At 62.7% G+C, this 19,982-nt stretch carries 14 protein-coding genes and 1 pseudogene; 13 read left to right on the forward strand and 2 right to left on the reverse strand.

The genetic code is table 11. The features are described 5' to 3' along the window. The first annotated feature begins 329 nt into the window (after positions 1-329). The gene (locus IVB46_RS38230) at positions 330-773 is read left to right on the forward strand and encodes a CBS domain-containing protein (protein ID WP_247345042.1); all 444 of its coding nucleotides are present in this window, start codon (positions 330-332) and stop codon (positions 771-773) included. A 246-nt stretch (positions 774-1,019) separates the two neighbouring features. On the opposite strand, the gene IVB46_RS38235 is transcribed toward IVB46_RS38230, so the two are convergent. Beyond that, positions 1,020-1,973: a hypothetical protein gene (locus IVB46_RS38235; RefSeq protein WP_247345046.1), complete on the reverse strand. Its 954-nt coding sequence runs from the start codon at positions 1,971-1,973 to the stop codon at positions 1,020-1,022. Between the two features lie 765 nt (positions 1,974-2,738). Between IVB46_RS38235 and IVB46_RS38240 the strand changes: the two genes are divergently transcribed. From IVB46_RS38240 to IVB46_RS38280, 10 genes and pseudogenes are all read left to right on the forward strand, one after another. Next, positions 2,739-4,181: an FAD-binding oxidoreductase gene (locus IVB46_RS38240; protein ID WP_247345049.1), complete on the forward strand. Its 1,443-nt coding sequence runs from the start codon at positions 2,739-2,741 to the stop codon at positions 4,179-4,181. 47 nt (positions 4,182-4,228) lie between these two features. Beyond that, entirely contained in the window at positions 4,229-7,558 is a 3,330-nt protein-coding gene (locus tag IVB46_RS38245; RefSeq protein WP_247345053.1) for an adenylate/guanylate cyclase domain-containing protein, read from the forward strand. Between the two features lie 378 nt (positions 7,559-7,936). Next, positions 7,937-8,479, forward strand: a pseudogene (locus tag IVB46_RS38250) (DUF1080 domain-containing protein). A 577-nt stretch (positions 8,480-9,056) separates the two neighbouring features. Further along, positions 9,057-9,635 carry a LysR substrate-binding domain-containing protein gene (locus IVB46_RS44780; protein WP_253075436.1) on the forward strand — a complete coding sequence of 193 codons (579 nt, stop codon included), beginning with the start codon at positions 9,057-9,059 and terminating at the stop codon, positions 9,633-9,635. Beyond that, the gene (locus IVB46_RS44785) at positions 9,635-10,039 is read left to right on the forward strand and encodes a LysR substrate-binding domain-containing protein (protein ID WP_253075437.1); all 405 of its coding nucleotides are present in this window, start codon (positions 9,635-9,637) and stop codon (positions 10,037-10,039) included. The genes IVB46_RS44780 and IVB46_RS44785 overlap by 1 nt, the downstream gene beginning before the upstream one ends. Before the next feature lie 204 nt (positions 10,040-10,243). Then, the gene (locus IVB46_RS38260) at positions 10,244-11,197 is read left to right on the forward strand and encodes a tripartite tricarboxylate transporter substrate binding protein (protein WP_247345056.1); all 954 of its coding nucleotides are present in this window, start codon (positions 10,244-10,246) and stop codon (positions 11,195-11,197) included. A 29-nt stretch (positions 11,198-11,226) separates the two neighbouring features. Further along, a complete protein-coding gene (locus IVB46_RS38265) occupies positions 11,227-12,396 on the forward strand; it encodes a CaiB/BaiF CoA-transferase family protein (RefSeq protein ID WP_247345252.1) in 1,170 nt (389 codons plus the stop codon). Positions 12,397-12,414: 18 nt separating this feature from the next. Then, positions 12,415-13,206, forward strand: coding sequence for an enoyl-CoA hydratase (locus IVB46_RS38270; protein WP_247345060.1), 792 nt, complete (start codon positions 12,415-12,417; stop codon positions 13,204-13,206). Positions 13,207-13,255: 49 nt separating this feature from the next. After that, on the forward strand, positions 13,256-15,355 hold the full coding sequence (locus tag IVB46_RS38275; protein WP_247345063.1) for a hydantoinase/oxoprolinase family protein: 2,100 nt from the start codon (positions 13,256-13,258) through the stop codon (positions 15,353-15,355). Next, entirely contained in the window at positions 15,355-16,887 is a 1,533-nt protein-coding gene (locus IVB46_RS38280) for a hydantoinase B/oxoprolinase family protein (RefSeq protein WP_247345066.1), read from the forward strand. The genes IVB46_RS38275 and IVB46_RS38280 overlap by 1 nt, the downstream gene beginning before the upstream one ends. Positions 16,888-17,029: 142 nt before the next feature. Here IVB46_RS38280 and IVB46_RS38285 read toward each other — a convergent pair whose 3' ends face one another. Continuing rightward, positions 17,030-17,722, reverse strand: coding sequence for an SDR family NAD(P)-dependent oxidoreductase (locus IVB46_RS38285; RefSeq protein ID WP_247345069.1), 693 nt, complete (start codon positions 17,720-17,722; stop codon positions 17,030-17,032). Positions 17,723-17,956: 234 nt separating this feature from the next. Between IVB46_RS38285 and IVB46_RS38290 the strand changes: the two genes are divergently transcribed. Further along, positions 17,957-18,760: an SDR family oxidoreductase gene (locus tag IVB46_RS38290; protein ID WP_247345072.1), complete on the forward strand. Its 804-nt coding sequence runs from the start codon at positions 17,957-17,959 to the stop codon at positions 18,758-18,760. Beyond that, positions 18,753-19,955, forward strand: a complete 1,203-nt coding sequence (locus tag IVB46_RS38295; protein WP_247345075.1) for a pyridoxal phosphate-dependent aminotransferase — start codon at positions 18,753-18,755, stop codon at positions 19,953-19,955. Before IVB46_RS38290 ends, IVB46_RS38295 begins: the two co-directional genes overlap by 8 nt. Positions 19,956-19,982: the final 27 nt, after the last annotated feature.

Genomic DNA, 19,982 nt, shown 5'->3' on the forward strand with positions numbered 1-19,982 from the left:
GGGGAGGGAATTTGACGGAGTCGGACCTTCGCTACCAAAAATTCTCACGCACCGGCGTGACAGCAGATGCCGCCCTGATCTGGCCGACAGCAGGTTGCCATTGCTGATTTGCTGCGGCGTGCTGCTTACTGTGGAGGCGGGCACCAAGCGGGAGCCCAGAGGTCCGCTTGCGATCTGAAACCAGACCTGGCGCCGCGGGTTAGCACCGGGCCGCTTTTGAGCCGTAGCAGCCGGCGACATCGGCGCGGTGCTGACGCGGCAAGATATTTCGACTATCCTTCAATGCTCACCATCGAGGGGGGCGGGACAGGGCCCACGAGAGGAAATCGATGAGCACAGTAAAAAATGCTCTGGCCCAGAAGAGTGGCATCCTGATCCATGTTCGTTCCGGCGACATGGTCATCGAAGCCTTGCGCCAGATGCGCGACAACCGGGTTCGGTCGGTGCTGGTCATCGACGATGACGTGCTGGTCGGTATCGTGACCCAGGGTGACTGCGCCATCAAAGTGCTGCTGCCCGGGCTCGATGCGAAGCAGACGCCGGTGGGCCAAGTGATGACGGGCAACCCCGTGACGGTCAAGCCGGACGATCAGCTAGAGGGCTGCATGGCAATGATGGCTCAGCGCACTTTTCGCCATCTGCCAGTGCTGCACGCGGGCAAGATCGTGGGCGTGATCTCGATCGGAGACGTCGTCAAGAACATCATCCGGGATTTGGAGCACAACGTGGATGACCTGATGGGCTACATCATGAAGGACGGTCCCGGGGGCTAACAGACGAACCGCGCGGTGCCGTCGCCCCCCGCGCATGTCTGCTTGTGGCCCCAAGCAGCGGTTGGTGGATGTGTGCTATTCCGCTGCTGTCAGGGGAGAAGCAGAAATCCGGCAAACAGGCCAAAAATGACGCGAATGACCCATCTGAGACATTGGCCACCAAATTCGCTGCGGCCTGCCACGTTAAAATGCGGTAGGCCGCGATCCTCGGCCAAGGGGCGTCTAAGAGATGCGCCGAGGGTGGGCTTAGGCCCTGCCGGTTCTTTTGCCGGTGAGATCGATAGTGCCGATGTCGTCGAGCGGCATAGATGACGGCAGGAAGCCGAAGTAGAAGTAACTCCGCCTTTGGGGTTGAGGTGACGTTCGCGTATCGATCGAGTAGATCGCGAAACAGAAGCCAACAATCGAGAGGATCACAGCGACAACACCGAGGCTGATTGCGGCAGTCTGCCAACAGTCGGCCCGCTCGCGGAAGCTGTCTGCACCGTCGCAATATTCTTGGGCAGTTTTCGGTACCTTGCTGTTATTGACCTTCTGCATCGCCAATCCATACATCTTCGACCTTTCAACCCCAGAGCAGTCGCCGGGTGGTGCCTTAAAAAGTTCCATTGCCATGCGGCGCGAGCGATACGCTTGAGTAAATTTGCTCTGTGACCAATACGCAAAGCAGGTCGCTAAGATCGCAGCTAATATCCCGAAGCCCCAGCTATAAATTGCCCGGCGTACTCCGACGGGATCAAAGCTTACGTTTGAATCTTTGGGTCCGATAAGTGCCAGAAGCCCTCCGATAGAGGCTACATTGAGAATTAGGATCAGGCGTATCAATGACTGTTCATAAGTGGCAGTAGCATTATTCAGGGCTACCTCGTGAGCCCGGTGCAGTTTGTAGAACTCAAGGTCGAAATCAGTCGGCGGCTTCGCTTGGTTCTCGTGCAGCTGCTGCGCGTATTCATTTGCGGCTTGCAAACTCGAGAATTTGCCCAGGTGCCGGCTGGTCCTGCGATACTCCGCGATCGCCTCGTCCGAGCGCATGGTCCGACCATCTGGCGACCTGGCCGGCAACAATGTCTGCTTGCCGTCGATATCCACGACCATCGAAGGCACGAGCCCATCGGGATTGCGGACCAGGAGCCGGGTGTTGAGGTCAATGTTGCCGGGCTCAAGCATGCCATCCGGCACGCCGCAATAGGTGCCGCTCATGTTGCCGCTCCCGCGATGCATCAAGCGCCGAGTGTCGGTGCCGCAAACCTAGAGTAAAATACACCACTTGCGCCGATTGCAAAAGGTGCCGCGAGATTCGAGGATTTGTTTTCGACGTATGCACCTGGCGCGTACACCAAGTCCTCACGGTGACGCTTTATTTTACAGTCGTGCTGACGGCGTTGCACATGATCTCTTTTATTCGGCAGGAAGTGCAGATCCCTCAAAGGCTGCTTCACTGAGGACGGGTCAGGCTGCGGCGGGAGAGCGGCGAGAGGATGATGTCGACTCCGTCGGGCTACCCAGAATCGGTATTGCCAATGAGAGGGCACTGACGGAGTTTCGAAGGCGACAGAGATGTTGCAAGTTCCTGTCAGAAATATTGACCCAGCCGCCGACACTGATTTGAGCAGTAACAGATGTCTGGTGCGCCTTCTGTGTGACAGGGACAGGCGGGCGGTCCCATGTCGCCTATTGGCGGACCGGATTTCTTGGTTTCGTCGGCAGGTGACGGAAAGCCGACCCGCGCGGGCTTGTAGGCGCTCCTCATCCACGAGACACTCTGTCGCAGAACCATTCGTTTTGCCGGAGGACTAACCTCTAGGTGGAAATCTGCCGTTCGCAATGTCGAACGGCGTGCAGCGGGGTGATTCTGCGCCGCTTCGGTTGCAAGAGTCCGTGGGCGTGGCCGCCCTTCTGCTGATCCGTCCAAGAGTATGAGAGCTGACTGCCGAAATACTGACCGCTAGTCACGGAGAAGATGCCATGGCGGAGATCCGGCTGGCCTCGCTGCAGGGCGGGGCGATTACGCTTGAAAGCGATGCAATTGCTGCCTTTCGCCAAACCTTGCGAGGCGACGTCTGTCTGGCCGAGGAGCCGGGCTACGATGAAGCACGCACGATCTGGAATGCAATGATCGATCGCCGCCCAGGCGCGGTCGTGCGCTGCAGAGGGGCCGCAGACATCATTCGTGCCGTACGGCTTGCGCGTGAGCACGGCCTCTTGGTCGCCGTGCGCGGCGGCGGCCATAACATCGCGGGTAATGCTGTTTGTGACGGCGGGCTCTTAATCGATCTTTCGCTGATGCGCTCCGTCCGGGTTGATCCATTTCACCGCACCGCGCGCGTGGACCCGGGGGCAACGCTTGGCGACTTCGACAAGGAGGCGCAAGCTTTCGGCCTTGCTACCCCGCTCGGGATCAACTCGACGACCGGCGTTGCGGGATTGACGCTGGGCGGCGGCTTCGGGTGGCTTAGCCGCAAGTTCGGGCTTGCCGCCGACAACCTGATCTCGGCCGACGTGGTGACGGCCGAAGGTGAGCTCGTCCGGGCAAGCATCGCCGAGAATACCGACCTGTTCTGGGCGCTGCGCGGAGGCGGAGCCAATTTCGGGGTTGTGAGTTCGTTCGAGTTCCGCCTGCACCCTGTTGGCCCAATGGTTCTGGCCGGACTCATCGTCCATCCCTTTGCGCGAGCGAAGGAGCTGCTCGCGGGCTATCGCGACGTCGCCGTCAAGGCGCCCGACGAACTGACGGTGTGGGTGGTGCTCAGGCAGGCGCCGCCGCTGCCGTTCTTGCCCGCCGAGGTTCACGGCAAGGAGATCGTCGCGTTCGCCGTCTGCTATGCGGGAGATGAGAACGAGGGCAAGCGTGCATTGGAGCCCTTGCGCGCGCTCGGAGAGCCGATCGCGGACGTGATCGGCATGCAGCCCTTCGCGGCTTGGCAGACCGCGTTTGACCCACTGCTCACGCCCGGCGCCTATAATTACTGGAAGTCGCACAATTTCGTCGAGCTCAACGATGGTCTTCTCGACATGCTGGTGAGCCATACGACAAGCCTGCCGACCGGGGAGTGCGAGATTTTCATTGGTCAGCTTGGTGGCGCCACCAGTCGCACGGCCGTCGACGCCACGGCGTTCCCCCACCGCGATGCGAAGTTTGTCATGAACGTTCACACGCGATGGCGCGATCCGGCGGATGAGCAACGTTCGATCGCCTGGGCGCGCAGGCTCTTTACTGAGACCGCGCCTCACGCAACCGGCGGCGTCTACGTCAACTTCATGCCGGAGGACGAGACCGATCGCGTAGCCGGCGCCTACGGCCCGAACTACGCTCGTCTTGCCGCGCTGAAGGCCAAGTACGATCCCGGCAACCAGTTCCGGCTAAACCAGAACGTCAGGCCGTCCGCCGCACAGCGACCGGCCGCCTGACAAGAGGAGGAGGGGATCCGTAATCGAGGGGGGCTACGGAGACGAAGTTGGACATCGGAGAATGGCTGCGCAGCCTGGGCCTGCTAACCTATGAGCAGACGTTCCGCGACAACGGAATTGACCCTGAGATACTGCCCCACCTGACGGCTGAAGATCTCAAGGAGATTGGAGTCCAGGCCGTCGGCCACCGACGGAAGCTTCTCGATGCAATCGGCCTGCTACCAGCGGACCTGGCTGCGGCGCGGTCCCCCGCGTCGGTGGAGCGCCGTCAGCTCACGCTCATGTTCGTCGACCTCGTCGGCTCGACCGACCTCAGCCGCCGTCTCGATCCCGAGGAGCTGCGCGAGGTCATGCGGGCCTACTCGAACACGGTAGCGGGAGAGATTGCGCGACTGGAGGGCCACGTCGCGAAGTTTCTGGGAGACGGAGTGCAGGCCTATTTTGGCTGGCCGCGCGCAAGCGAAGATGCGGCAGAGCAAGCTGTCCGGGCGGGACTTGCGGTCGCAACAGCGGTCAGCGGCCTGTCGTCAGGCGCAGGAGGCCTGCTGGCAGCACGCGTCGGCATCGCCACCGGGCTTGTCGTGGTGGGTGATCTGCTCGGGGAAGGTGCTGCGAAGGAGGAAGCGGTCACTGGGGAGACGCCTAATCTCGCGGCCCGTCTGCAACAGGTTGCGGAGCCCGGTACGGTCGTTATCGCCGACAGCACGCGCCGCCTGGTCGGCGATCTCTTCGAATTTGTTGAGCTCGGTTCCCTTCGGCTCAAGGGGTTTGCCGAGCCGGTGCAAGCTTGGCGGGTCATCGGCGAAGGCCGGGTAGAGAGCAGGTTCGAGGCTTTGCACGGAGCCCACGTCACGCCACTCGTCGGGCGCAGCGAGGAGCTCGATTTGACGCTGTCACGGTGGCGGCTTGCCAAAGGACGGGCTGGACAGGTCGTCCTGATTTTTGGCGAGCCAGGAATCGGAAAATCACGATTGGTGCTCGCGCTGCGCGAACGGCTACAGGCCGAACAAATCACGCTCGTTAGCTACGCCTGTTCGCCGCATCACCTAAACAGCCCGCTCTTTCCCTTCATCTCGCAGCTCGAGCGCGAGGCACGGTTCGCAGCTGAGGATGCCGCGGAAACACGGCTCAAGCGCCTCGAATTACTCCTTGGCGAAAACGGCGAAGGGCTGTCTAGCGATGCAATCCGGCTTCTTGCCGATCTGCTCGGCATTCCAACTGAGAGGCCGAGTACCCAGCCAGAGATGTCGCCGCAGCAAAGGAAGGCGCTCCTGTTCCGCACATTCCTGGCCCGGCTCAATCGACTTGCCGCTCGTGGCCCGGTGCTGATGGTGCTTGAAGACGCGCACTGGCTCGATCCCACCTCGCGCGAGCTGTTCGATCAGATCGTGGATCGTCTTCAGGACCTGCCAGTGCTGGTCGTCGCCACATTCCGCCCGGAACTCCCACCGCCATGGACCGGGTTTCCGCACGTCACGTTGCTCATGCTAAATCGCCTGCCACAGGCGCAGGTGGTTGTACTCGTCGACCGGATCACCGAAGGCAAAGCGCTTCCCGCCGAGGTCCTCGACCAGATTCTGGCGCGGACCGAGGGTGTGCCGCTCTTTACCGAGGAGCTCACGAAGGCCGTTCTTGAAGCCGGGATTCTCCGCTACACCGGCGCTCGCTACGTGCTCGCCGGAGCATTCCCGTCCTTGGCGATCCCGGCGACGCTCCACGATTCGTTGATGGCGCGGCTTGACCGTCTTGCCCCAGTCAAGGAGGTCGCCCAGATCGGAGCCTGTATCGGGCGTGAGTTCGATCACGAGCTGCTTGCTGCGGTCGTGTCGATGCCAGGTGGGGAGCTCGCTGCGGCGCTTGACCGCCTGGTAGCGGCAGAACTCGTTTTCCGGCGCGGCCTCGCGCCTGCCGCTACCTATGTCTTCAAGCACGCCCTGGTGCGCGATGCCGCCTACGAAAGCCTGCTCAAGCGGCGCCGCCAGGAGCTGCACACGCGGATTGCCACATCGATCGAAGCGCTCTTTCCGCAACTTATCGAAGCACAGCCGGAGCTCGTCGCCCGTCACTTTGGCGAGGCGGGATCGGGCGAGAAGGCCATTCCATACTGGCTGAGGGCCGGCCGCCTCGCAGCCGCCCGATCGGCGAATATCGAGGCAATTGCCCATCTGCGATCGGGGCTCGAGTGCACCAAAGCACTTCCTCCTGGAGCATCACGCTCGCGCTTCGAACTTGCCCTGCAGCTTGGGCTTGGCGGCCCGCTGATTGCAACAAAAGGATTTGCTTCACGCGAGGCAGAAGCGGCGTTCCAGCGCGCACAGGAGCTCAGCCGCGAACTGCAGAGCGAGGCTGATCTCTCCGCCGCGTTGAAGGGGCTCGGTCACGTCTATCATGTGCGCGCCAACCTGCGCGAGGTCACAAGCCTCGTCGAGGAGACGGAGGCGCTAGCGAAACGAAGTGGTGACCCCGTGCGTCAAGCCGAAGCCGATCATCTTGCGGGAGTGCTCTCGTTCCACCTCGGCCAGTTTCAATTCTCGCGCGACCGGCTCACAAGAAGCGCCCAAGCCGGCGAATATCGCGGTCGCTATTATTCCGAGGTTTACGGAATCGATATGAGCGTATTTTGCCGTGCCTACATGAGCCATTGCGACTGGCATCTCGGCTATCCCGTTCGCAGCCTTAGGATTGCTGAGGAAGGGCTCGCCGTGGCGCGTGAGATTTCACATCCATTCAGCGTCGCGCTCGCGCTCAACTATCTGGCGATGCTATATCAATTCCGGCAAGAGCCCGATGCCGCACTGAAAGCCGCTGCAGAGTCACGCGACATCTGCGCCGAGTACCGCTTCGACTACTATGGCGCATGGGCCAACCTCGTTCGCGCCTGGGCCATCGCTGAATCCGGCAGGCTTGAGGAAGGTCTTGCGGACTTTGATGCTGGGCTTGAGGATTTCCGGCGTACAAGTGCGGGGCTACGTATTCCGCACCATCTTGGCTTGCTCGCGGCGCTTCATCGCAAGGCCGGAAACGCCATGGCCGGGCTTTGGGTCATCGACGAAGCGGTCGCAATTGCGGACGCAAGTCTCGAGAGCTGGTGCGCCGTCGAACTTCACCGGGAGCGCGGTGAACTGCTGTTGCTGGCAGCCGGGGAGGAGGCCGAAAATCAAGCGGACGCGGAGTTCGAGGCCGCGATTGAAATTGCCGCCGCCCAGGGAGCAAGGCTGCCCGAGCTTCGCGCAAGCGTTGCGCGCGCCAGACTCCAGGCGGCACGCGGCATGCGGCGAGAGGCGCGCGACGCTCTTGTGCCGATCTACAGCTGGTTCAGCGAGGGCTTGGAAACACGCGATCTCATGGAAGCTCGCAAGTTGCTGGCCGACTTGTGACGAAGTTACCGCAATAACCACTCGATCTAGGTTCCGGACAAGATAGAGCTCTCGCAGGTTGGCTTTGGGGTCAAAGGGCTATCTGGCCGAACCGGCCCGTTGCGGCGCAAACCGGACATTCGGTTCCGACCCCGCATCGCGGAACGGCTCAATCAGCCGAGATTAGGCGACCGCCTTGCCATTACGTCGCGATCGGCAGTGCAACGTATACAAGACCGAGAAGCCTAGCCAGATTTCACGCACGGCCCTATCATTGAGGTCACCGCTCAGAGAAACATTAGGGCTGACGACCAGGAGGAGTTAATCATGCCAATGACGTTACGGCGTTCTTTGCAATTCGCTCTTGCTCTCGTCGCCTCGGGTTTCGCCGTGAGCCAGATGCTCCCACAGACTAAAGCCGAGGAAGCCGGCTGGATCACGCTCTTCGACGGCAAAGACCTCGAACAATGGGATCAGGTCGGACAATCCAACTGGCATCTGGCGGACGGCACGGTGACGGCCGACAAGATGGAGGGCAAAGAGGCCGGGTATCTCGTCAGCAAGAAGCCGTAGAAGGACTTCACGCTGCGCGTCGAATTCTGGCCGAGCGACGATGCAAACAGCGGCATTTATTTCCGCTGCCTCGATGCCAAGAAGATCACCGATCGCACCCACTATGAAGCGAACATCTTTGACCAGCGCCCCGATCCGAGTTACGGCACTGGCTCGATCACACGCTACGTCGAGATCAATTCGATGCCGAAAGCCGGCGGCAAGTGGAATACGTTCGAGATCACGGCGAAGGGTCGCGACATCACGGTCTTGCTCGACGGAGAGAAAACGGCCGAACTGCGGAACGGGATGTTCGATGAAGGCTTGATCGCCCTGCAACACGGGGCGGGAACGATCAAATTCCGCAAGGTGCAGATCAAAACTTTGTAAGGTGGACTTCGCGCCATGGATAATCGCTCTCGGAATCGGATGCGCGACGCCCTCACGCAAAGCGAGCGGTTCGTATATCAGCGGCTTAATCCCCTTCAGGTCAAAGCGCGAGCAGGTGTGGAAGGCAGCTCTTGGCGCAAACCGGACCACCTTTGATTGGCTTCGATATTCTCGTCCGCAGTTAGCTCAAACTTGCCCATGATGGATTGGAGTGAGAGTTCAATATTTTCAGTTGGTTAGAAGGCGGCGCGTGCACGACGTGTGCACCGGGAGATCAAGAAAAATCCTGCGTCGGCCAACCTAAGCAGGCCCGGGAAGTGGGGCCTCATCCGATCTGCAACTGTACGAGGGAGCTTCAAGGAACGGGGGCGAGGCGGGCACCGCAGATCCGCGCATCCGCTGCTTCAGAGGTGGACGGAAAGTCGAACGACGGCGCAACGCAGCTTGGCGCGGCAGTTCTTGGGTTGCCATTCGCGCCAGTCTTCATGCAGGACGGCAAGCTGATCGGGAGTTGGGGCGCGCCTGGCCCGGTCAGTTCAACGTCGTGCGAAATATCGCTAGCGTAACGACGGTTGTCATGCAGTCCCGTCCCGTGGATATATGGCGCATCGTCATAACCGGGGCTCGGGGTGTGTCGGCGCGCCTGAATTTTCGTCAGATCGAGGCTTTCCGCGCGGTCATGCTTACCGGCACGACGATCGCGGCTGCCAACATGCTCAACACGACGCAGCCCTCGATCAGCCGTTCGCTCGCGCAGATTCAGTCGGCGGCAAAGCTCAAGCTGTTCGAGCTCGATCGTGGCCGGCTGCGACCTACGCCGGAGGCGGTTATGCTGTTCGAGGCCGTGCAGCGGAATTTTCTCGGCCTCGAGGCCATCGAGGAGACAGTGGCGCTGTTGCGGCGCTCAGGCATCGGGCGGCTGCGCGTGGCCTGTACACCGGCGCTCGGCATGAGCGTCATGCCGGCCGTCATGGCGAGATTCAAGGTGCGCCAGCCTGACGTTCACATCACCCTCCGGACGATCAGCTCCTACGACGTCCGCGAGGGATTGTTGAACGGGCTGTACGATCTCGGCGTCACCACCAACTCGCTCCAGCTGGAGGGTGCGCACAGCTCCAGACCAAGGTCGTTGATCAGGTGGCCGCGGTTTGCGTGATGAGCCGTTCGCACCGGCTGGCGACGAATGCCCACGTTACGCCACGCCATTTCCAGTCCGAGACGTTGCTGACGCTGGACCGGCAGGACGATCTGAGTGACGAGTGGCGGCGTGCGCTTGCGCAAGCGAAGGTGGTGCCGAGCTCGGTGATCGAAACGACGTATTCGGCCACCATTTGCCGTCTCGCCGAGGTCGGCGCCGGCATAGGCGTGGTCAATCCCTACATCGCGTCCGTCTTCTCGGACCGGTTGCGCGTGGTCCCCGTCAAGCCGGCAATTGGCGTCAAGATATTCGTGGCCTATCCACGGCACGTCTCGATGTCGGCCCTTGCTTCCGAGTTCATCGCGCAGATCGGCGATCAGTTCAGAAACAACGCACGGCCGTCCCGAAGCGGCAAGCGCTGAACGTTCGACCCCGCGCGTGCGGTCTGTCCGCTGGACCGACGGTCGCCGGCCGGCCCTGAGGCCATGTATATCATTTCCGTATAGTACAGCCTCGCAAATTGATTGGTCGCGATAGCAGCGCTCTGTCTAGTATCGCTTCCGGTCCGCTCGGTGTGCGCGGGCCGTGCCGGGATAGATGCCACCCTTTGAAAAGGAGCCTCAACGGTGAGGTTGATATCGGTCGTCCTATCCTTCGTCCTGTGCTGTCCCTTCGACCTCTCTTTGGCTCATGCCGGTCAGATGCGCATGATCGTTCCGTTCGCGGCCGGCGGCACCGCCGACGTTCTCGGACGGATCGTCGCGCAGGAGCTCGGCACGCTCACCGGCAACCAGATCGTTGTTGAAAACCGCCCGGGCAGCGGCGGCAATATCGGCGCGGATTCGGTGGCACGCGGGCCGGCCGACGGCTCGGTCCTGTTGCTCGGCACGATCGGGATTCATGCCGCGAGCAAGATCTACAAGACCCTGCCGTACGATCCGAACAAGGATCTCCAGCCGGTCACGATCCTTGCGGAGGTGCCGAACGTGCTTATCGTGCATCCTTCCGTTCCGGCGAAGGACGTCAAGGAGTTCCTGGCTCTGGCGAAGGAGAAGCCCGGCGCGCTCAATTTCGGCTCGGCCGGCAATGGCTCCTCGACCCACATGATCGCGGAACTGTTCAAGCTGAAGGCGAAGGTGGATCTGACGCACGTGCCTTACCGGGGGAGCGCTCCCGCCCTGAATGACCTCGTCGCCGGCCAGATCCAGCTCATGGTCGAGAATTTGCCGACGGCGCTGCCGTTTATCGAGAGCGGCACTGTTCGGGCGCTCGGCGTTACCAGTGCGACCCGCTCTCCGAGCCTGCCGTCGCTGCCGACCATCGCCGAGGCCGGCGTTCCCGGCTACGACGCAACGGCCTGGTTCACCATCGCCGTTGCCGGCGGCGTTCCGCCCGCGACGGTCGAGAAGCTCAACGCTGACATCTGCAAGATTCTCACAGAGCCCGACGTGATCGAGCGCTTCAAGAAGCTCGGCGCGGTGATCGTCGGCAACAGCGTGGTGGATGCCAAGGCGTTCGTCGCCAGCGAGACCGTGAAGTGGAATGACGTCATCGAAACCGCGCAAGTCAAGATCGATTGAGTGCGCACCGTTAGGAATACGCCGTGTCCATGCCTCTTCAGCGTTTCACTGTCCTCGATCTCACGCGGGTTCGCTCGGGCCCGCTTGCGGTCCGTCAGCTCGCCGACTGGGGTGCCAACGTCATCAAGATCGAGGCACCCGAGGCCGTCGACAGCTCGAAGGGCATGGGCGGCGAACGCGATGGCTCCGATTTCCAGAATACGCACCGGAATAAGCGCAGCATCACGCTCAATCTCAAGCGGCCGGAAGGGCGCGAGCTGTTCTATGCGCTCGTCGCACAGGCGGACGTGGTCGTCGAGAATTACCGCCCCGACGTGAAGGAGCGTCTTGGCATCGACTACGACAGCCTCAGAGCCGAGAACAAGCGCATCGTGCTTGCCAGCATATCTGGGTTCGGGCAGTTCGGACCCTATGCGCGCCGTCCCGGCTTCGATCAGATCGCGCAAGGGATGGGCGGGCTGATGTCGGTGACGGGATTGCCGGGGCAAGGGCCGGTGCGAGCTGGCATTCCGGTCGCGGACCTGTCGACGGGGCTTTACGCCGCCATCGGCATTCTGATTGCGTTGCTGGAACGCGAGGCATCTGACGAGGGGCAATGGGTGCACACCTCTCTCCTGGAAGCGCAGATCGCAATGATGGATTTCCAGGCGACGCGTTGGCTGATCGACAAGGAACGTCCGGGGCAGGCCGGCAATAACCATCCGACCAGTATTCCGGCCGGCCTGTTTCGTGCGCGTGACGGTGTGCTCAACCTTGCCGGCGGCGGCGAATCCATCTGGCGCCGCATATGCTCTGCGCTGGAGCTTGGCGATGTGGCGGATCGGCCGGAGTTCTCATCGGAAGAGTTGCGTTCGAAGAACCGGGACGCGTTGAATGCGATCCTTCAGGAGCGTTTCATTCAGGAGCCGGTCGGCCATTGGGTCCGTCTCCTCAACCAGGCCGGGGTGCCCTGTGGTCCGGTCTACGGGGTCGACGAGATGTTCTCCGATCCGCAGGTCGATGCGCTCGATATGTGCTTGCGGGTGCAGCACAAGCGGCTCGGCGCGCTCGATCTGCTGCGCAGCCCCGTTTCTCTCAGCCGCGGGACGCGGCGGGCCGAACCGACGCCGGAGCGCGGCGAGCACACGGATGCCGTGTTGAAAGAGCTCGGCGTGCCATCCGAGAAAATCGCCGCCTTGCGCGCGCAGAATGTCATTTAGGCTTGCGGGACCGATGAAATGACCTTGCAGTCTTTGCAGCTCACGACAAGCGACGGGGTGTCAACGCTGACACTGAACAATCCGGCAAAACACAACGCAATGAATTTCGCGATGTGGCGGACGCTGCCGGAGCTGTTGCAGAAGGTCGCAGCGGACCAGGCGACACGCGTCCTCATTCTGACCGGAGCCGGAGAGCGGGCCTTTTGCTCCGGCAATGATGTCTCCGAGTTCGATCAGGTCCGCAGCACGCCGGCGCAGATCGAACACTACAACGATCTGCAACGCAGCGTCTGCGAACGCCTTGCGAAATTGTTGAAGCCGACCATCGCCATGATCGACGGCTATTGCCTTGGGGCCGGACTGGAGTTCGCGCTGCTGTGCGACTTCCGCTATTGCACGCCGGCGTCGCGGTTCGCGGTGCCCGCCGTCAAGCTGGGACTGCCATATCGCTACGAGGATATGGTCAAGGTGCTCGACGTGATCGGGCCGGCTCGCACGCGCGAGATGGTTCTGGGCGGGCGTCAGATCGACGGCGCACGCGCTGCGGATATCGGCCTTGTGCATCGGCTGGCTTCTTCGCGTGAGGCGCTTCTCCGCGATGTCGCGGAGCTCGCGGGTGAGCTTGCCATGGCCGCGCCGCTCAGTCTCGCCGCCGCAAAGGCGACCATCAATGAGGCACTGCGACGCGACGCGCCCGCGGACCTCGCGCTTTGTCAGAAGCTGGCTGACGAGGTCTATGCCAGCCATGACTATCGCGAAGGCCGGGCCGCTTTCGCCGCCAAGCGTAAGCCGAGGTTTGAAGGACGCTGATGAACATCGTGGGACATACGACGAACCAGGGAATTTGCGGACGACAGTCATGAGCTATCGGATTGCGATCGATATTGGCGGCACGTTCACGGACGGCGTCATTGAAAATGCAGCCACAGGCGAAGTGCGGCTGGCCAAACGCCTGACGACTCAAGCCGATCCGGGCGAGGCGCTTGCCGATGTGGTCGACGATCTGCTGGCCGCGGTTCGTCAGGTTAACGGAAGCGGCAGCCCGTCGGGTGCTGTGAGCGAAGTCGTGCATGGCAGCACCCCGGTGACCAACGCGCTGATCGAGCGCAAGGGTGCAAGGACCGCGCTGGTTGCGACCGCAGGCACCGCCGACGTCATCGATATCGGCCGCGAGGTGCGCTACGATCTCTATGATCTCGACATCCAGATGCCGAAGCCGCTGGTCGAACGCGAGCACCGGTTCGAGCTTGCAGAGCGGATCGCTGCTGACGGCGCCGTTCTTGCCGCTCCGGGGCAGGCGGAGATCGACGCCGTCGTCGAGGAGATCAGGCGATCCGGTGCCCAATCCGTTGCGGTCTCGTTCCTGCATTCCTGCGTCAACCCCGAGAACGAGATCCGCGTCGGTGATGCGCTCCGGGCTGCCTTGCCCGATGTCGCAATCTCGCTGTCGTCCCGGGTTGCCCGCGAGATCCGCGAGTACGAGCGGACGACGACGGCCACGGCCAATGCCTTCGTCCAGCCGATCGTCGCAAAATATCTGAACGAGCTGTCGGCGCGGCTGCGGCAGGCCGGCATCGACGCGCCGCTGCGTATCATGGTGTCGAGCGGCGGCTCGACCTCGGCAGGCATCGCAGCCGAGGTTCCCATCACGACGCTGGAATCGGGCCCGGCTGGCGGTGTGCTGAGCGCGGCCAATGCCGGGCGCGCCGCGGGGTTCGACGATGTTCTCGCCTTCGACATGGGCGGCACCACCGCAAAGATCTGTACGGTGGTGGCTGGTGTGCCTTCGGTCGTGCACACGTTCGAGGCCGCCAGGGTTCGCCGCTTCAAGAAAGGGAGCGGCCTGCCGCTTCTGATCGCCAGTATCGACCTGATCGAGATCGGAGCAGGTGGCGGTAGCATCGCGCGCATCAGCGACCTCGGTCTGCTGACGGTCGGACCGGACAGCGCCGCAGCCGATCCCGGACCTGCCTGCTACGGGCGAGGTGGCCAAAGCGCGACGGTGACCGACGCCGACCTGATGCTCGGTTATCTCAATGCCGGCTTCTTCCTGGGGGGCCGGATGACGCTCGATGCGTCCGCCACCGAGGCCGCGCTCAAGCGTCTCGGCGATCGTCTGTCGTTGAAGCCGCTGGAGGTCGCCAAGGGCATCTTCAACGTCGTCAACGAGGCGATGGCGGCTGCGGCCCGCGTGCATATTGCGGAAAAGGCGCAGGATCCGCGGCGCTTCACCATGGTTGCGACAGGCGGTGCAGGTCCCGTTCACGCGGTCGAGATCGCTCGCAAGCTGCGCGTGCCCCGTGTCCTGTTCCCGATCGCAGCCGGGACCGGCTCGTGCCTCGGCTTCCTTGCCGCGCCGATCCGCGTCGACCGCTCCTGGTCCAAGCCGCAAGGTCTGGAAACTGTAGACTGGCAGGACCTTGCGACGACGCTTGCAAACCTCAAGCGCGAGGCCGAGCAGGAGCTCAACTCCGCGCTGACGAGTCCGGCCGATGTCGTGTGGCAGATTTCCGTCGAGATGCGCTATGTCGGGCAGGGCGCCAATCTCACGGTGGCCTTCCCCTGGCGAAGCATCAGCCCAGCCTTTGCGAGCGAGCTCGATGCCGCCTTCCGCAAGGCCTATGAATCCAACTACGGCGGCGTACTGCCGGCGGGATCGCTGGAGGTCGTGACCTGGCGCATCGTCGGCGCGACGCGGCAGGACATCAAGCGTTTCGTCTGGCCCAAAGGCAGCGCGACCTCTGGGGCGAAGCCCAAGGCCCACCGCGCCATCCTCTGCACGCAAGCCGATAGCATGGCGGACGTGCCGGTTTACGACCGCTACGCGCTCGGCAGCGGGACGCGGTTGCGTGGACCGCTGATCCTCGAGGAGTCTGAATCGACCATCGTCGTGCCGGTCGCAGCCGATGTCGAGGTGCTGGGTGATCTCAGCGTGCTGATCCATTTGGGAGGCGAATGATGATTGACCCCATTTCGCTTGAGATCCTCTGGACCAGGCTGGTCAGCCTTGTCGACGAGGCCGCCGCAACCTTGGTGCGGACGTCGTTCTCGACGATTGTGCGTGAATCCAACGACTACGCCGTCGTGCTGCTCGATCGCGACGCCCAGCTGCTGGCGCAATCGAGCCAGAGCATTCCCTCGTTCATCTGCACGCTGCCCGAGACGGTACGGCATTTTCTCAAGCGATTTCCGCGCGAGACGCTGAAGCCCGGCGACATCATGATCACCAACGACCCCTGGCTCGGCACGGGGCACCTTCCCGACATCAGCATCGCGATGCCGGTGTTTCGGGACGGCGTTCTGGTGGGGTTCGCCGGCAGTGTCGCGCATTCGCCCGATATCGGCGGGCGCCTTCGTTCGCCCGGCAATCGCGATCTCTATGAGGAGGGATTGCGTATCCCGCCGATGAAGCTGATCGCCGCCGGCACCATCAACGAAACGCTGATCGAGATGATCGAGAGCAACGTGCGCATCCCGGATCAGGTACTCGGCGATTTGTGGGCGCAGGTCTCGGCGAACCGCATGCTGGCGCAGCGCCTGCTCGAGATGCTGGACGAGACCGAATGCGATCTCGTCGCGGTCGGCAAGGAGATGCATACGCGATCGGAATCCGCCATGCGCAGCGCCATCCAGGCGCTGCCGGACGGTGACTACGAGTATGAGGCGCGGGTGGATGGCTTCATAGAGCCCGTCACGATCCGGTGCCGGATCACGGTGAAGGGCGATGCGTTGTCGGTCGACTACACCGGCTCGTCTCCGCAGCTGCCGCGCGCCATCAACGTCGTGCCGATCTATACCTTTGCCTATACGGCCTATGCCCTCAAATGCGTGCTTGCGCCGACCGTCCCGAATAATGACGGCTCGTTCCGGCCGATCACGACGACGGCGCCGTTGGGCTCGATCCTCAATCCGAAATTCCCTGCGGCGGTGAGCGCACGTGCGATGACGGGCCATCTGCTGCCGACCGCGGTGATGGGAGCGCTCGCAAAGGTGGTTCCAGACCGTGTCCGCGCTGCTGCGGGATCGCCGCTATGGTGTGTGCAATTGGCCGGCGCGCATGAAGGCCGGCGCTTTGCCTCGACGCTGTTCCTCAACGGCGGTCAGGGGGCGGGCGCGAAAGGGGACGGGCTGCCGGCCCTGAGCTTCCCCAGCAACCTCGCCAACACGCCGATCGAGGTCATCGAATCCCAGGCGCCGATCCGGATCGTGCGTCGTGCGTTGCGGCGGGGTACCGGCGGAGCGGGCAAGACCCGTGGCGGCGACGGACAGGTCTTCGAGCTCGATCTCCTGGCCGATGAACCTGTGGCGATGTCGTTCATGGCAGATCGCTTGCGCACGGCCGCGCCCGGCCTGCTGGGCGGCGAACCGGGCGCGACCGGCCGTGTGTTGCTGGACGGTGCGCCGATCGACCCGCGCGAAACGCTCGTAGCGGCACCGGGCTCGCGGCTGACTCTGGAAACGCCGGGCGGCGGGGGGTTCGGGCGCCGATAGCGGGTAACGATGATCCGATGATAATTGCATCCGGACACTTTCATCGCCGCCAATTAGGGCATGGAGTCAAAATGCGCCTCGGTGGAAGGGGCGGGCTGCATCCGATCTGCGTTTCGCCCTCGCGAGGCGCTTCCGGTAGGCCTTAGAGCATCGACTCGAACTGGCAGTGCACGAGCATCTCGGAAACCGACGCGTTGTTCGGCAGCATGAGTGCGGTTTCGACCAGCTGGGCGATATCGCCGGGCTGACTCATTTCGTGGCGGGAAATCTCGTCGTCGTTCAGCGTCATGTCGGTGGCGACATAGCCTGGGCAGATCACGGTGGCCCGAATGCCCGCCGCGCGCCCCTCGCGGCGAATGCCGTGGGTGAGGGCGACCACGGCGAACTTTGTCATCGCGTAGCCGACATTGCTCCCAACGCGCTTTCCCGCGAGCGATCCCAGGTTGACGACGCGCCCATGACCGCACACGGCCAGATGGGGAAGGGTGGCTCTCACGAGGCGCAGAGGTCCTTTGACGTTGACGCGCCACATCTCGTCCAGCGCGTTCTCGCCCTCGTCGGAAACGCGGACCCTCGGGTTGATGCCAGCCGCGTTGACGATGGCATTGACGCCGCCCCATCGCGCGACCGTTGCGTTGACCCATGCGAGCGGGCTGTTCGCATCCTCGGCGTCATAGCGGTGCGTCATCAGCCGTTCGCTCTCCGCGAGCCGGTTTGGGTCGCGTAGCCCGGCCGAGACACGGAAGCCCGATGCGAGCAGCCGGTCGACGACGGCACGTCCAATGCCGCGCGAGGCGCCCGAGACCATGACAATCCGGTTGTCGACGTCCAGCATTGCGCGTTCTCCCGATGAACAAACAGTCTCGCGACATCTAAGGGGACCTGCCCGGAAGCGAGTAAGAGAAATCCACTCTGCCGGCATCGCGCGTGCTTATAGCTACCGAACGAAGGAGGCCTGGCGGACATATTGGATGTCCTTATGAGGGCAGAACAAATCCGCTCTATGCCCGTATAGGCCGGCGCACTTAGTTTTCCGCACGCTCTGGCTGACTGCAAAAGAGCCCTGCGGATGGGATTTTCGGACTACCGAACGGCACTCGTAACGGGCGCATCCTCTGGCATCGGGGCTGCGACGGTCCGGCGTCTCTGCGCCGAGGGAATGGAGGTTCACGCGCTGGCGCGCGATGCGCGGCGGCTGGCCAGGCTGTCGGCTGAGACTGGATGCCGCGTCTGCGAGATCGATGTCAACGATCTGGGCGCTGTCAAGCAACTTGCGGCTTTGGTCGCGTTCGACATCCTCATCAACAATGCCGGCCAGTCGCGGCGCGGCACCATCCTGGAGATGGCGCCTGATGATGTCGATACGCTGGTCGACGTCAACCTGCGCGCGGTCCTGCACCTGACGCGGCTCATCGTGCCCGGCATGGCGAGCCGCGATCGCGGCCACGTCGTCAACATCTCCTCGATCGCCGGCCACTACGCTTTCGGCGAGAATGCGACGACCTTCAATTCATCCGTGGCCTATCACGCCACCAAGGCCGGAATTCATTCGCTCTCACAGCAGCTGCGCGTCGATCTCTACGGGACGCGCGTGCGGGTTACCGAAATCTCACTCGGGCGTGTCGCGACGAGCATCTTCCAGAACCAGAACGCGGTCGAGAATCCGGATGCGCGCTTCGTCGCCGGCTTCGAGACACTCCAGTCCGAGGACATTGCCGACGCCATCGCGTTTGCGGTCGGAGCTCCGACTCCCATGAACGTCGCGATGATCGAGGTGATCCCGACCTTCCAGGTCGTCGGCGGCCTCCAATTCGCGCGCCGATCCGAGGCCGCACCTGTGCAAGACATGACAACTGGAGCTGACAATGCCTGAACTCGCAAATCGCCTGAAGACCGTGAAGATATCGGCCTCGGCGGCGATGACGGACAAGGCGCGCGACCTTCGCGCCGCAGGCGTCAAGATCGTTGGCCTTTCGTCCGGCGAGCCCGACTTTCCGACACCGCCGCATGCGATCGAGGCTGCTCATCAGGCCGCGCTGGCGGGCGACACCAAATATCCGGCGCAGCCGGGTACGGTTGCGCTGAGGACTGCCGTGCAGCGCAAGTTCAAGCGCGAGAACAATCTCGATTACGCGCTCGACGAGATCCTGATCGGCAATGGCGGCAAGCAGATCATATTCAATGCGCTGCTCGCCACCTGCAATGCCGGCGACGAGGTTGTCATTCCAGCGCCGGGCTGGATCACCTATGCTGACATCGTGCAGTTGGCCGAGGCGACCCCGATCGCGGTACCTTGCCCAGAGAATAACCAGTTCAAGCTGCGGCCGGCGGATCTGGAGGCGGCGATCACGTCCCGGACCAAGTGGCTGATCCTGAATTTTCCCAACAATCCGACCGGTGCGGCCTGCACGCGCGAGGAGATGCGGGCGATTGCAGACGTCATGCTGAAGCACCCCGACGTCTGGATTCTCACTGACGACATCTATGAACATCTGACCTATGATGGTTTCGAGTTCTGCACCATCGCGGAGGTTGAGCCGCGGTTGAAAGATCGCGTTGTGACGGTCAACGGCGCGTCGAAGGCCTACGCGATGACGGGTTGGCGGGTCGGCTATTGCGGCGGCCCGAAGGGCCTGATCGCGGCGATGAACAATGCCCATGGCCAGGCGACCGGCGGCATCTGCACCCTAAGTCAGGCTGCGGCGGTTGCAGTCCTCGACGGTCCGCAGGACTACCTGAAGGAACGCGCTGACATCTATCGCGGCCGGCGTGATCTCGTGGTCAAGCTGCTCAACCAGATTCCCGGCATCACCTGCCACAAGCCGCAAGGGGCGTTCTACGTGTTCCCCAACATTGCTGGCTGCATCGGCAAGACCACGAAGGGCGGCCGGCGGCTTGAAACCGATGCCGACTTCATCTCGGCGCTGCTTGAGGAGCAGCATGTCGCTGCCGTGCCGGGGGGCGCTTACGGCATGAGCCCCTATTTCCGGATTTCCTACGCGACCGATACCGAATCGCTCAAGGAAGGCTGTCGGCGCATCGCAAGCTTCTGCGAGGGCCTGCGCTGACTGGTTGCCGGACGTTGAGGCTTCGCT

The sequence above is a fragment of the Bradyrhizobium sp. 61 genome (assembly GCF_023073075.1).
GTDB lineage: Bacteria > Pseudomonadota > Alphaproteobacteria > Rhizobiales > Xanthobacteraceae > Bradyrhizobium > Bradyrhizobium barranii.

Excerpts from the sequence above, each read along its gene's own strand:
- IVB46_RS38230 (WP_247345042.1), top strand. The coding sequence starts at position 330 with ATGAGCACAGTAAAAAATGCTCTGGCCCAGAAGAGTGGCATCCTGATC.
- IVB46_RS38235 (WP_247345046.1), bottom strand. The coding sequence starts at position 1,973 with ATGAGCGGCACCTATTGCGGCGTGCCGGATGGCATGCTTGAGCCCGGC.
- IVB46_RS38240 (WP_247345049.1), top strand. The coding sequence starts at position 2,739 with ATGGCGGAGATCCGGCTGGCCTCGCTGCAGGGCGGGGCGATTACGCTT.
- IVB46_RS44780 (WP_253075436.1), top strand. The coding sequence starts at position 9,057 with ATGCAGTCCCGTCCCGTGGATATATGGCGCATCGTCATAACCGGGGCT.
- IVB46_RS44785 (WP_253075437.1), top strand. The coding sequence starts at position 9,635 with ATGAGCCGTTCGCACCGGCTGGCGACGAATGCCCACGTTACGCCACGC.
- IVB46_RS38265 (WP_247345252.1), top strand. The coding sequence starts at position 11,227 with ATGCCTCTTCAGCGTTTCACTGTCCTCGATCTCACGCGGGTTCGCTCG.
- IVB46_RS38270 (WP_247345060.1), top strand. The coding sequence starts at position 12,415 with ATGACCTTGCAGTCTTTGCAGCTCACGACAAGCGACGGGGTGTCAACG.
- IVB46_RS38275 (WP_247345063.1), top strand. The coding sequence starts at position 13,256 with ATGAGCTATCGGATTGCGATCGATATTGGCGGCACGTTCACGGACGGC.
- IVB46_RS38280 (WP_247345066.1), top strand. The coding sequence starts at position 15,355 with ATGATTGACCCCATTTCGCTTGAGATCCTCTGGACCAGGCTGGTCAGC.
- IVB46_RS38285 (WP_247345069.1), bottom strand. The coding sequence starts at position 17,722 with ATGCTGGACGTCGACAACCGGATTGTCATGGTCTCGGGCGCCTCGCGC.
- IVB46_RS38290 (WP_247345072.1), top strand. The coding sequence starts at position 17,957 with ATGGGATTTTCGGACTACCGAACGGCACTCGTAACGGGCGCATCCTCT.
- IVB46_RS38295 (WP_247345075.1), top strand. The coding sequence starts at position 18,753 with ATGCCTGAACTCGCAAATCGCCTGAAGACCGTGAAGATATCGGCCTCG.